Consider the following 13,159-nt stretch of genomic DNA (forward strand, 5'->3'; position numbering starts at 1 on the left):
CATTTAATAGCGTGTGCAAGTAACATCGTATGCAAGTAAAGCTGCGCAGGGCCCACCCGAGGCACCGAGCGGCTCGCCACCACGCACGAAAGGGAGCTCACCTGATGAGCCTCACTCACCTGCTGCCCGGGTCGCTGGGCTTCGGAACCGCCCCCATGGGCAACATGTTCCGCGCCATCCCCGAGGAAGAGGCCCAGGCCACCCTCCAGGCCGCCTGGGAACAGGGCATCCGCTATTACGACACCGCACCGTTCTACGGCGCGGGCCTGGCCGAGATCCGGCTCGGTGAGCTGCTGGCCCAGCAGCCCCGGGACTCCTACGTCCTCTCGACGAAGGTCGGCCGCGTCATCCTCGACGAGGAAGAAGACCCGTCAGCCCGTGAACTCGGTGAGAAGGGCGGTCTGTTCGAGCACGGCCGCCCCAACAAGGTGGTCGATGACTACACCGCTGACGCGACCAAGCGCTCCATCGAGGACAGCCTCAAGCGGCTGAACACCGATCGGCTCGACATCGTCTGGGTGCACGACATCGCCCAGGACTTCCACGGCGACCGATGGCTCGCCCAGTTCGAGACGGCCCGCACCGGTGCCTTCCGGGTCCTGGACGAGCTGCGCGATCAGGGCGTGATCAAGGCCTGGGGCCTGGGCGTCAACCGCGTCGAGCCCGTCGAACTCACCCTCGCCCTGGACGAGCCGCGCCCCGACGGCTTCCTGCTGGCCGGACGCTACACCCTGCTGGACCACCGCCAGGCCCTCCAGCGACTGCTGCCCGCGGCGCAGGAACAGGGCGTCGACATGGTCGTCGGCGGCCCTTACAGCTCCGGCGTCCTGGCCGGCGGCACCCACTTCGAGTACCAGGAGGCCCCGGCGCACATCGTGGAAACCGTCCGGCGCATCCGGGAACTGACCGACCGGCACGGGGTGTCCATCAAGGCCGCCGCGCTCCAGTTCGCGCTCGCCCACCCGGCCGCAGCCGCCGCGATTCCCGGCGCCACCCGCCCATCCCGCATAGCCGAAGACCTCGGCGCCCTGCGCGAGGAGATCCCCGCCGCCTTCTGGCACGACCTGCGCGCTGCCGGCCTGCTCGACCAGGCGGCCCCGCTCCCCGCCGGCGTCTAACCCGCCCCGCACCCACTCCCCACATCCCCCCCACGTAAAGGAGTCACCATGGCCTCCACTTCCGTGAGCCGCGTCGTCCAGGCCTCCCCCGAGCAGGTCTGGGAACTGATCGGCGGCTTCCACTCCCTGCCCGACTGGCTGCCGTACATCCCCAAGACCGTCTCCGAGCAGGGCGGCCGGGCCCGACGGCTGACCAACGCCGAAGGCGGGGTCATCGTCGAGCGGATGACCGCGTACAGCGCCGAGGAGCGCTACTACAGCTACGCCATCCACCAGGCGCCCTTCCCCGTCACCGGCTACCTCTCCACCCTCCGCGTCTTCTCCGTGCCCGGCAGGCCGGAGGCCGCCGAGATCCAGTGGAGCGGACGCTTCGTGCCCGAAGGCGTGAGCGACGAGGAGGCCGAGACCCTCTTCACCGGCATCTACCGGGACGGACTGGAGGCCGTGACCACGGCCCTCGCGACTCGATGACCGAGGTCACCAGGACCGGGTCCTGATGGCGGATGGCCTGTGACCGGACACCGCAGCAGGCTTCGCAACGAGGGGCCCGACTGGTCACCTGACCAGCCGGGCCCCTCGCTGTTCTGTTTGTCAGTGTCACTGACCTCGGCTCGCCGTCGCCACCTGGAGGACGAGCACTGCAACGCCACCGCTGCTGCCGCGGCGCTGCCCGCTGCCCAGGCAGCGGCCCGGAGGCTCAGAGCAGGGAGAGTTCCGTGGTGAGCTTCTCCAGGGGCTGCCAGGTCAAGCCGACAAGCGCCGTGTGCTTCCATGCGATCCGCCCTCCAAGGGCGATGAGGAACACCGAGCGCCTGAGGCCGACGCCGGGGGCGGCTACGCCGAAGAGCTTGGCCACGGTGCGGTCCGGATCGCTGAGCAGGGGCATGCGGAGGTTGTTCTTGCGGGCGAACTCCTCGTGGCTGTCGATGTCCTGCGGGCTGATGGCCCAGACCTCGGCACCCAGTTCGGTGAACTGTTCCAGCCCGCTCGAGTAGGAGCACAACTGCTTGGTGCAGACACTTGAGTTGTCCTGCGGGTAGAAGGCGAGGACCAGGGGACGCGCGCGTCCGGTGTCGAGTCTGTAGGTCCCCCGGGTGAAGTCACCGCCGCGCAGCACGCCTCCGGAGAGGACGAACTCCGGTGCGGTACTTCCTGTTTCTATCGAGCCTGCCATTGTGTCTCCTTGGGTGCCGTCCGTGCTGGGTGAGCTGGTGCGAACGTCGTGCCGTTCATCGGGTGGCCGTCGCCGCCTGCCGGATCAGACCGCTCACGGTGTCCGGGCGGGTCAGCATGACGGCGTGAGGCGCGTTGACCTCGGTGGTGTGCGCGTGAGCCCGCTTGGCCATGAAGCGCTGGGTGGCCGGGGGCAAAGCGTGGTCCTGGCGCGTGACCAGGTACCAGGAGGGAATGCCTCGCCAGGCGGCGTTCGTCGCGGTCTCTTCGAGCGCCGCGGCGCTGATCGGCCGTTGCACGGCGGCGAGGCTGTTGGCCTTGCGTGCGGACAGGGGCGCGGCGAACACGTCACGGTACTTGTCGGGCTTGATGGAGAGGTCCACGCCACTCGCGCCGTTGCCCATGTCGAAGGGAACGGGGTTCAGCGCGTCCGGTGTGGCGTGCGAGCCGGGATTCTTGGCGACCAGCGCGCCGAGTGACTCGCCCTTGTCCGGCGTGAAGGCCGCGACGTAGACGAGTGCCTTCACATTGGGCTCCTCCGTGGCGGCCTCCCCGATGACCGCGCCGCCGTAGGAGTGCCCGACCAGGACGACCGGGCCCTCGATGCTCTCGATCCGGCTCTTCACGTAGGCCGCGTCCGAGGCGAGCCCGCGCAGGGGGTTGGCGATCGCCTGTACGGGATATCCCTGGGCCTGCAACCGGTCGATCACCGGGCTCCAGCTGGAGGAGTCGGCCCAGGCACCGTGTACAAGCAGGACGGTCGGCTTCGGCGCCGAGTGCGAGGCGGCAGCTGCGGCTGCGACGGTCTTCCCGTCATCCGAAGGGTTGCTGGCGAGGGCGGGGACTGCGACGGCGGCCAGGGCTGCCGCGCCGGCGACCGCGAGTACGGCGCGGCGGGTACGGCGTGCGGGCTGGATGTGGCGTCGGGACATGGTGTGCCTTCTCTGCTGGTGGCATGAGGAGACCCAGAGGGCTCCACGAGTAGATGGAACGTTCTATCTACTTCGCTGACCGTAGTGCTCGCTCTTGTGATCGTCAATCGACGACTGAATCGCTGGAAGCTTCGATGGCTGAGGAGTTGACTGGCAGTGGGTGACCTGATCCAGAGGGATCGAGGGTGCGGTCGTCTCGCCGTTCTGGTGGAGAACGGTCGTTCCGGTAGAGTGGTGCAATGACCCCGTCCCAAGCCCCCGCGGCAGCGTCTCCGGCCCGAGCCCGGCTCCTGGAGACGGCCTCCGCCATTTTCTACGCCGACGGCATCCGTCACGTCGGCGTGGACCGCATCATCGCTGAGGCCCAGGTCACCCGGGTCACCTTCTACCGCCATTTCCCCAGCAAGGAAGACCTCGTGCTCGCCCATGTCGAGCAACGCGACCAGCAGATCAGGTCGGTGGTGACGGAGGCATTCCGGACGAGTACCGACCCCGAGGCTCTGCTGCTCATGATGATGGCGGGCATCGGGGCGGAGATCTGCGGGCCGGGCTTCCGTGGCTGCCCGTTCATCAACGCCGCCGCCGAGTACCCGGACCCCGAGCATCCTGTCCGGCGGGCGGTCCAGGCCCACCGGACCTGGTTCCGGCAGACGGTCCTGAACCTCGCGACCGCTGCGGGCTGCACCGACAGCGAGCACACCACCGCGGTGCTGATCCTCCTGCGGGACGGTGCTATGGCCGGGGGAGACCTGGATGATCCGCCATCGGTGCGTGAGCACTTGATGCGGACTGTCTCAGCCCTCCTGGAGGACGGGCGCAAAGCCCGGTAGCGAGGGCGGTGTCCGCCCCGCCGGTCCCTACATCACCCTTCCGTTCGCCCCAACCGACAGGTCGGAAAATGCAGCAGCCGCAGAATGAACTCGGTGCCTTCCTGCGCGCGAACCGCGCCCGCACCGAACCGACCGACGTGGGTCTGCTCGCCGGTGGTGGCAGCCGAAGAGTCAAGGGCCTGCGGCGGGAAGAGGTGGCTGTGCTCGCCGGCGTGAGCGTCGACTACTACGCGCGCCTGGAACAGGGGCGCGAGCGCCACCCCTCACCGCAGGTGGTCGACGCGGTGGGGCGGGCGATGCGCCTGACGCCGGACGCGCGGACCCATCTCTTCCGGCTGGCGGGCCTTCACCCCGCGCTCACCTCGGCCGCGGGCCGTGACCTGGTCCATCCTTCTCTGCTGCACCTGCTGGACGCCTTTCCCGCAGCCGCCGCCTATGTGCTGAGCCCCGCCTTCGACGTACTCGCGAAGAACGCTGTCGCCACCGCACTTCTCGCACCCTTCGAGGGCACCTCGAACATGGTCCGGGTGCTGTTCCAGCATCCTCGTGCGCGAGAGGTCTTCGTCGAGTGGCCCGTCGTGGCGCGCGCCACGGTGCACGCGCTGCGGCTGCACGCGGGCCGGTTCCCCGACGACCCCGGCATCAGCGGTCTCGTGGCCGAAATGTCGCAGGAATCACCGGACTTCCGGGGGTTGTGGCAGGAGAACGAGGTCGAGAGCATGACCCGTGCGTACAAGGTCTTCGTGCTGCCCGGCGCCGGCCGTATCGAGCTGACGTACCAGACCTTCGACGTCCACGACGCTCCAGGACAGCAGCTCCTGGTCGGCGTGCCCGAGCCCGGCAGTGCGAGCGCCTCGGCGGTCACGTCCCTCGTGGCGCCCGCCGAGCGCGGCGCGACCATCGCGTGATGTCCTGCCGGCGCCGCGACGGCGGTGTGCGGGAGCTCCGCGCCGGCTCCGACCCACGCGGGGCCGCCCCGTTCGCGGCTCCCGGATAGGTTCGTTCCATGATCACCACCTCTGCTCGGCTGCTTCGGTTGGTGTCCTTGCTGTCGAGCAGGCCCACCTGGTCCAACGCGGAGCTGGCGCGGCAGCTGGACGTCACCGAGCGCACGGTGCGCCGGGACGTCGACAAGCTGCGTGAGCTCGGCTACGGGGTGGAGTCCGTGCCGGGGCCGGGTGGCGGCTACCGCTTCGGCGCGGGCAACCGTATGCCGCCGCTGAACCTGGACGACGACGAGGTCTTCGCTGTGGCCGTGGCGCTCAGGGAAGCCGCACACGGTGCTGCACTGGGTGCCGACCCGGCAGCACTGTCGGCACTGCTGAAGCTGCGACAGATCCTCCCCACCCGGATGGCGAGGCGGCTGGAGGGGCTCGATGCCACCGTCGAACACACTCCGCGCTGCGAGACCCCCCGGGCGTCCGCCGACGTGCTGTTGCTTCTGGCCTCCGTCTGCCGGGCGTCCGAGCGCACCACGCTCACCTACCGCGACATGCACGGCACCACCACGGTCCGGTGCGTCGATCCGCACCGCCTGGTGTACACCGGCGCACACTGGTACTTCGTGGCCCGCGACGTAGAACGGTCGGCCTGGCGGACGTTCCGTGCGGACCGGGTCGTGGAGGTCGTGTCCACCGGAGAAGTGATCGAGGTGCCGGACGCCCCGGACGCCGCGCAGTTGGTCTCCGACACCATCACCCGCACCGGATATCCCTTCTTCGCCCGCGTCCGGCTTCCACTGTCCTACGACGACGCCCGGCGCCTGGTGGCACCCATCGTCGCCACCCATGAATCCGACGGGCCGAACGCGACGGTCATCAGCATCGGCGGGTCCGACCCCGACCAGCTCGCCGGCTACCTCCTGAGCCTGCGCACGCCGCTGGAGGTGCTGTCCCCCGACTCCGTTCGCGAGGCGCTGCTCGCCCGGCTCGACGCTCTGTACCGAGGGAACGAAGCGGGCCGGCAGGGAGCCGACGAGCAGCCGTGACGAGCCGCTCGTGACGACCGGGCGGGTCACGCGGCGACCGGTGAGAGACCAGGACCGTATGTGTCCGGATCTGCTCCTAGCCTGGATGCAAGGCACACAGCACCGATCGCGTCACCGCTCGGGACGTGCCTTTCCCGCAGTCCCACCTCATTACCTGTCTATGGGAGCGCATCATGTCAGCCACCCCCCGCCTGCTGGTTTACGGAGCCACCGGTTACACCGGGAAGCTTGTCGCCGAGCACGCCAAGGAGTCGGGCCTCGACGTCGTCGTGGCCGGCCGCAACCAGGAGCGCGTCAAGGCACTCGGTGAGGAACTCGGTGTCGACAGCCGGGCATTCACGGTCGATGACCCCGCACTCCTGCGAGACGCGCTCGACGGCATCACCGTGGTCCTGAACGTCGCCGGCCCCTTCCAGCGCACCGCGGGCCCGCTGATGGACGCCTGCATCGACAAGGGTGTGCACTACCTCGATACCACCGCCGAATACGACGTGTTCGCCACCGCGCGTTCCCGGCACGCCGAGGCCGCGGCGGCCGGCGTGATGGTCATGTCCGGCGCCGGCTGGGACGTCGTGCCCAGCGACTGCGTGGCCGCCCATGCTGCGGCACGCGTCGACGAGCCCGTCGGTCTGCGCCTGGCGCTCAAGCTCCTCAGCGCGACCCCCGAGGAGTCGGAGGGCTTGAATCTCTTCTCCCGCGGGTCCATCGTCAGCGCCACCGAGGGCATCGGTGACCTGGGCGTGCTGGTCCGCAAGGACGGGGACATCGTCGCCCTGCCGGAGCCCAAGGCAGCCTCGTTCGACTTCGGTGACGACGGGCTCGAAGAGTGCGTATCGGTGTCCATGGGCGACCTGATCACCAGTCACTACGCCACGGGCGTCCCCTCGATCGAGGTGTACGTGCAGGTCGGGCAGCCGCTCCCCATCGACCTGGACCTCTCGACGCTGCCTGACGGCCCTACCGCCCAGGAGCGGGAGGTGGGACGCAGCAAGGTCGTGGCCGAGGTCACCGGCCGGGACGGCAGCGTGGTCCGGTCCCTGATCGACACACCGACCGGCTACCGGTTCACCCAGCTCTCCTCCGTGGAGATCGCCCGCCGCGTGCTGGCCGGCTCCTTCACGCCCGGCTTCCAGTCGCCTTCCTCCGCCTACGGCCCCGAACTGGCTCTCGCCGTCGGCGACTCGCAGATCAAGGACCTGTAGGGGACACCGTGGGTGGGCCGGCCCACCCACGGATCCGAGTGGAACATGGGTGTGTGGCACCCAGGAAGACAGGTCCTTCCTGGCCGGTCGACGCGCGAACAGACTGAGGGTGTTCGCCCGCCGGGGCGAGCGAATCCCCCTGTCGAAAGGCCACTGCCATGCCTGCTTCCACCCCCTCGATCTCCAGTGCCCGACAGATCGAGAACCTCATCGCCCGCTACTCGCACCTCGTCGACGACGGCGACTTCGCGGAGTTCGGCGCACTCTTCGAGAACGCGGAGTTCGTGTCGGGTGAGGTGATCCTCCGCGGTGGGAAGGCCGTCGAGGACCTGATCAGCTCGATGCTGGTCGTGCACGACGACGGAACCCTGCGCACCCGGCACATCACGACGAACATCCTCATCGAAGTGAACGAGGACAACGACAGCGCCGAAGCGCGGTCGTACTACAACATCCTCCAGGCAGTGCCCGGCCTCCTGCCGCTGCAGATGGTGGCGGGCGGACGCTACCGCGACCGCTTCGAGCGGCGTGAGGGGACGTGGTCCTTCGCCCGGCGGGAGGTCACCATCGACTTCACCGGCGACACCCGCTACCACCTCAAGACCCCGGACGCCTGAAGCGCACCGAAGGACCGGCTCGCATCAGGCACGCCGACTTCCGGTGCGCCGAGCCGGGAACGAATGCGGATGCGCATGCACGTGCCCTCCATGGCGCCCGTGGGCTCGGCACCCCGCGGGAGCACCGGGGAGCGACGGGAGAACTCCCTGGGGGAGTTCCTCCGGGCCCGCAGGTCCCAGCTGGCTCCCGCGGACGTCGGCCTGAGCACCGGTGGTCGTCGCCGCCGGGTGAATGGACTGCGCCGGCAGGAGGTAGCGGTCCTGGCACACGTCAGCGCCGACCACTACAGCCGACTGGAGCAGGGCCGGGAGCGACACCCTTCGCCCCGGATCGTCGAAGCCCTCGCCCAGGCCCTTCGTCTGGCCCCGGATGCACGGAGCCACCTGTTCCGTCTCGCCGGACTCAACCCGAACCTGCGTCCCGACACCGCACGCGGACAGGTGCACCCGGAGCTACTGCACATCCTGGACGCCTCTCACCAGGCAGCGGCCTACGTACTGAGTCCCTGCTTCGACATCCTGGCGGCCAACGCGCACGCCCAGGCACTGCTGTCCCCCTTCGCCGGTAGCGATCAGAACCTGCTCCGGATCCTCTTCACGCACCCCCGGGCACGGACCTACTTCACCGAATGGCCTGTGGCCGCCGCCGGCTCGCTGCACACGCTGCGCCTCAACGCCGTCCGGCTGCCCAACGACACGGAAATCGTGGACCTCATCACCGGCTTGTTCGCCCAGTCGGCCGACTTCGCAAGGAACTGGGAGAACAGCGCCGCGATCGGCCTGGACCACGCGTACAGAAAGGTGGTCCACCCAACAGTCGGACACATCGAACTCTCGTACCGCGTCCACGGCGTGGCGGCCGTCCCTGGACAGCACCTGCTGGTCGGAGCTCCCGCCCCGGGGAGTCGCAGTGCCGAGGCCTTCACCTACCTCGCGGCCATGGGCGGACAGCAGCCATGACAGCCACGACCGCCTACTCGTCTTCCGCCGTACAGGTGGCAGAGAAAGAGATCATCGTGAACACACGCGCGCACATCGGAGTCACCGGACTCGCGGTGATGGGCCGAAACCTGGCCCGGAACTTCGCACGCCACGGCTACACGGTCGCCGTCCATAACCGGACCCCGTCGCGTACGAAGGCCCTCATGGAGGAGTTCGGTCACGAGGGCACCTTCGTACCGGCCGAAACCGCCCGGGATTTCGTCGATGCCCTGCAGCGCCCTCGCCGACTCATGATCATGGTGCAGGCAGGCGCCGCCACGGACGCGGTCATCGATCAATTCGCCCCGCTACTGGAGTCCGGGGACATGATCATCGACGGCGGGAACGCCCACTTCGCCGACACCCGGCGTCGTGAGGCAGATCTACGCGAACGCGGCATCCACTTCGTCGGAGCAGGTGTCTCCGGCGGTGAGGAGGGCGCCCTGAACGGGCCGTCCATCATGGTGGGCGGTTCGAAGGAGGCCTACGCCGTCCTGGGCCCCATGTTCGAGACCATCAGTGCCCATGTCGGCGGGGAGGCATGCAGCACGCACATCGGGTCCGACGGCGCCGGCCATTTCGTGAAGATGGTCCACAACGGCATCGAGTACGCCGACATGCAGCTCATCGCCGAAGCCTACGATCTGCTCCGCCAGGTCGCCCAGTACAGCCCGGCCGAGATCGCCGGGATATTCCGCACCTGGGACAAGGGGCGACTGAAGTCCTATCTGATCGAGATCACCGCCGAGGTCCTCTCCCACACGGATGCCGACACCGGGAGGCCGTTCGTCGACGTGGTCGCTGATGCCGCCGGGCAGAAGGGCACCGGCCGCTGGACCGTACAGACCGCGCTCGACCTCGCCTCCCCTGTCACGACCATCGCGCAGGCGACCTTCGCACGCGCGGCGTCCGGACAGTCCGCCCTGCGTACCGCATACCGTCCGCTGCCCGGCGGCATGCACATACCGAAGAGTCGCTCCGAGGCAGAACGCTTCACGTCACAGGTCGAGCAGGCCCTGTACGCCTCCAAGGTCATCGCGTACGACCAGGGCTTCACCATGATCCAGGACGCCGCGCTCGCATACGGCTGGGACATCGACTTCGGAGCGGTGGCCGGCATCTGGCGAGGCGGCTGCATCATCCGCGCCGCCTTCCTCGACCGTATCCGCACGGCGCACAAGGCCGCCCCCGACCTCGTCAGCCTGCTGGCCGAGCCCGTGTTCGCCGAGGAGATCACCGCAGCCCAGGTCCCCTGGCGTGAGGTCGTCGCCACCGCTGCCCGACGTGGTGTCCCCGCTCCCGCGTTTGCCGCGGCACTGTCGTACTACGACACCCTGCGGGCCGACCGGCTGCCCGCCGCGCTGCTGCAGGGCCAGCGGGACTATTTCGGCGCTCACACCTACCGGCGTACCGACCGGCAGGGCGCCTTCCACACGCACTGGGCGCACCCCGACCGCCCTGAAACAGAGGTCTGATCCGGGCCGTCGCGTCCACAGTCACCGACGGTCTGCCTGGGTGTGGCACACCCACCCTCGCACAACCTCCCTCTTCGGGGCCCTGTCGGCGAGTGTGGAGTCCACACCCCACCGCGGACCATCGTCCGCATCCGCAGTTCTGAGACTTACTCCGAGAATCCAGAAGGAAACGCCATGTCACTCACCTCATACCGCACCCTCGGCCGCTCGGGGCTCCGCGTGAGCCCTCTCGCCTTCGGCGCGATGAACTTCGACGACGGCAGCTGGGGCTCCGGCCCCGAAACCTCGTTCGGTCTGCTGGACCATTACCTCGACGCCGGTGGCAACTTCGTGGACACCGCCAACATGTACAACGGCGGCGCCTCCGAAGAGACCCTGGGCCGCTACTTCGCCCAGCGTCCCGGTCGCCGGGACCGCGTCGTCCTGGCGACCAAGTTCGGCGGCAGCATGGCGGCCGACGATCCCAACTCCGGCGGTGCCGGCCGCAAGGCGATCCGCACTCAACTGGACGCATCCCTGCGGCGGTTGAACACCGACTACATCGACCTCTACTGGATGCACCAGTGGGACCGGCACACTCCAGTCGAGGAGACCCTTTCCACCCTCACCGATCTGGTCCGCGCGGGCAAGATCCACGCCATCGGCCTGTCCAACGTGCCCGCCTGGTGGGTCGCCGAGGCCGCCACCACCGCCCGGCTGCGGGAGTGGGAGCCCGTCGCGGCACTCCAGGTGGAGTACTCCCTGCTCGCCCGTAGCGTCGAGGGCGAGACCTTCGGAGCCGCCCGCCGCTTCGGACTCGGCATCACACCGTGGAGCCCGCTGGCCAGCGGCGTCCTGTCCGGCAAGTACTCGCGCACCACCACCGAGGTGGCCGGTTCCGGGCGCACCGCGTACGCCGCCTCCTACCTGAGCGAACCGACCTACGTGCTCCTCGACGCCCTGCGGGAGATCGCCGACAGCCTCGGTACGACAGTGGCAGCCGTGGCGCTCGCCTGGGTCCGGCAGCGCTCCGAGGTGACGTCCACCCTGGTCGGCGCCCGGACACAGGAGCAGCTGGCCGCCAATCTCGCCTCGCTCGACGTCACGCTCACCGACACGCAGATCGCCGAACTGAACAGCCTCACGGCACCCACCCTCGACTACCCGCACAGCATGATCGAGTCCATGGTCGGCTTCCAGCAGGGCGACACCACGGTCAACGGCCTGTCCGCCAAGGCGTTCGTTCGCTGACCTCCCTCAGCATCACTGCGTGACGAGAACGGAACACACCATGGCCGAGACACTCGAGATCACCACCTTGTGCCCAGCACCGGGCCTCACCGCCGACGACTTCGTCCAAGCGAACGCGGACATCGACGCATATCTGAAGCGACAGCCCGGCTTCCTGTGGCGACGCATCGTCGAGACCGGCGACGGACGCATCATCGACATCGTCGCCTACGACAGCCTGCCGCACGCCCGCGCCGGCGCCGCCGGAATCACCGGCGAGATGGCGGACTCTCCCGTCCATGCCACGATCGACCATGACAGCGTGGACTGGCAGCTCACCACCGCGCTGCACCACGTCACATGACGGAGAGACCAGCATGCCGTTCGCCGACGAACTCATCAGCCGCCACACCGTGCAGAATCTGACGCATGCTATTCGGGCCGCCGCTCCGGATGCCACCCTCACGGCACTGCATGCGGCAGCACGGCAGATCGGCCCGCTGCCCCTCAGGCAGCGCGCCGACCTGCTGCGCGACGCACTGCTGACAGACCTACCGGGCGATTACGGCACACTCGCCCGGACCGTACGAACAGCCCGCGACTCCGCACCGCAGTTCACCGGATGGCTGATCTGGCCGGTCACCAGCGCGGTCGCCACCCGCGCCGTCCAGGAAGACGAGACCGCCGCCTTCGACGACGCGATGGCGCTTCTCGCCGAGCTCACCGGGCGACTCTCCTCCGAGTTCGCGATCAGAACACTGCTGCGACACGACCTCGACCGGGCGCTCAACACCATCGCGAGCGACTGGACCCGATCGGCGGACCCCGAGGTGCGCAGGCTCGCCTCCGAAGGCACCCGTCCCTACCTGCCCTGGGCGGTACGGGTGCCGCAGATCCTGACCCGTTCCGGAGCGACGGTCCCCATCCTGGACACCCTCTACCGGGACGAGAGCGAATACGTACGCCGCTCGGTCGCCAACCACCTCAACGACCTCAGCCGCGACCAACCCGAGCTCGTCGTCGACACGGCGCGCCGCTGGCTGGACAGTCCTGATGCCACCACGGAACGCCTGGTACGGCACGGGCTGCGCACGCTCATCAAGCGCGGCCACCTCGGTGCACTGGAACTGCTCGGCTTCGCTCCCGCGGTCCTGGACGTGGCCGGGCCCCGGCTGGACCGGGATGTCGTCCCTCTTGGCGAGAGCGTCCGGCTCACCGCCTCGATCCGCAACGTAGGTGATACTGCGGCGCGGCTGACGATCGACTACATCGTGCATCACCGCAAGGCCAACGGAAACCGGACCGGTAAGACCTTCAAACTCGCCACCCGAACCCTCGCACCGGGTGAACAGACGGAGGTGATGCGGGAGCACTCGTTCCGGCCGATCACGACACGGCGCTACTACCCGGGGCGGCACGCAATCTCCCTCCAGATCAACGGAGTCGAGTCCGACCGGGCCGAATTCGAGCTGGCCCCCACGGACACACCGTGACGGGCGGCACGGAGGGAGGCGGGGCGGTCTCCGGGCCCTTGTAGGCGATCACCGGCCACGTTCACCTCGCATCGTGTGTCACCCGTCTGCCGACAGACCGCATCACCACACCGACAGACCAGGACCAAATTCGTCCGCATCT

At 68.7% G+C, this 13,159-nt stretch carries 14 protein-coding genes; 12 read left to right on the forward strand and 2 right to left on the reverse strand.

What is annotated here, in order from left to right:
* Window positions 1–104: 104 nt before the first annotated feature.
* Together OG623_RS24455 and OG623_RS24460 are read left to right on the forward strand one after the other, a co-directional pair.
* Entirely contained in the window at window positions 105–1,118 is a 1,014-nt protein-coding gene (locus OG623_RS24455) for an aldo/keto reductase (RefSeq protein WP_406149258.1), read from the forward strand.
* 48 nt (window positions 1,119–1,166) lie between these two features.
* Complete coding sequence (locus OG623_RS24460) at window positions 1,167–1,589, forward strand: SRPBCC family protein (protein ID WP_406149259.1); 423 nt, start codon at window positions 1,167–1,169, stop codon at window positions 1,587–1,589.
* 226 nt (window positions 1,590–1,815) lie between these two features.
* On the opposite strand, the gene OG623_RS24465 is transcribed toward OG623_RS24460, so the two are convergent.
* Window positions 1,816–2,292 carry a peroxiredoxin gene (locus OG623_RS24465; RefSeq protein ID WP_406149260.1) on the reverse strand — a complete coding sequence of 159 codons (477 nt, stop codon included), beginning with the start codon at window positions 2,290–2,292 and terminating at the stop codon, window positions 1,816–1,818.
* A 55-nt stretch (window positions 2,293–2,347) separates the two neighbouring features.
* On the reverse strand, window positions 2,348–3,223 hold the full coding sequence (locus OG623_RS24470; RefSeq protein WP_406149261.1) for an alpha/beta fold hydrolase: 876 nt from the start codon (window positions 3,221–3,223) through the stop codon (window positions 2,348–2,350).
* A gap of 239 nt (window positions 3,224–3,462) precedes the next feature.
* On the opposite strand from OG623_RS24470, the gene OG623_RS24475 reads away from it, so the two are divergent.
* The 10 genes from OG623_RS24475 (at window position 3,463) to OG623_RS24520 (ending at window position 13,017) form a co-directional block, all read left to right on the forward strand.
* On the forward strand, window positions 3,463–4,053 hold the full coding sequence (locus OG623_RS24475) for a TetR/AcrR family transcriptional regulator (RefSeq protein WP_406149262.1): 591 nt from the start codon (window positions 3,463–3,465) through the stop codon (window positions 4,051–4,053).
* Between the two features lie 68 nt (window positions 4,054–4,121).
* Window positions 4,122–4,961, forward strand: a complete 840-nt coding sequence (locus OG623_RS24480; RefSeq protein WP_364811417.1) for a helix-turn-helix transcriptional regulator — start codon at window positions 4,122–4,124, stop codon at window positions 4,959–4,961.
* 98 nt (window positions 4,962–5,059) lie between these two features.
* On the forward strand, window positions 5,060–6,040 hold the full coding sequence (locus tag OG623_RS24485) for a YafY family protein (protein ID WP_329042500.1): 981 nt from the start codon (window positions 5,060–5,062) through the stop codon (window positions 6,038–6,040).
* 173 nt (window positions 6,041–6,213) lie between these two features.
* A complete protein-coding gene (locus OG623_RS24490) occupies window positions 6,214–7,242 on the forward strand; it encodes a saccharopine dehydrogenase NADP-binding domain-containing protein (protein ID WP_329042498.1) in 1,029 nt (342 codons plus the stop codon).
* A gap of 158 nt (window positions 7,243–7,400) precedes the next feature.
* Entirely contained in the window at window positions 7,401–7,859 is a 459-nt protein-coding gene (locus OG623_RS24495; protein ID WP_406149263.1) for a nuclear transport factor 2 family protein, read from the forward strand.
* 75 nt (window positions 7,860–7,934) lie between these two features.
* Entirely contained in the window at window positions 7,935–8,819 is an 885-nt protein-coding gene (locus OG623_RS24500) for a helix-turn-helix transcriptional regulator (protein ID WP_406149264.1), read from the forward strand.
* Window positions 8,820–8,875: 56 nt separating this feature from the next.
* Entirely contained in the window at window positions 8,876–10,315 is a 1,440-nt protein-coding gene (gndA, locus tag OG623_RS24505) for an NADP-dependent phosphogluconate dehydrogenase (protein ID WP_329205549.1), read from the forward strand.
* Window positions 10,316–10,489: 174 nt separating this feature from the next.
* Complete coding sequence (locus OG623_RS24510) at window positions 10,490–11,545, forward strand: aldo/keto reductase (protein WP_329205546.1); 1,056 nt, start codon at window positions 10,490–10,492, stop codon at window positions 11,543–11,545.
* Window positions 11,546–11,585: 40 nt separating this feature from the next.
* A complete protein-coding gene (locus tag OG623_RS24515; protein WP_406149265.1) occupies window positions 11,586–11,888 on the forward strand; it encodes a hypothetical protein in 303 nt (100 codons plus the stop codon).
* Window positions 11,889–11,901: 13 nt separating this feature from the next.
* Window positions 11,902–13,017 carry a DNA alkylation repair protein gene (locus tag OG623_RS24520; protein ID WP_406149266.1) on the forward strand — a complete coding sequence of 372 codons (1,116 nt, stop codon included), beginning with the start codon at window positions 11,902–11,904 and terminating at the stop codon, window positions 13,015–13,017.
* Window positions 13,018–13,159 lie beyond the last annotated feature (142 nt).

This window comes from Streptomyces sp. NBC_01012 (assembly GCF_045162755.1).
GTDB lineage: Bacteria > Actinomycetota > Actinomycetes > Streptomycetales > Streptomycetaceae > Streptomyces.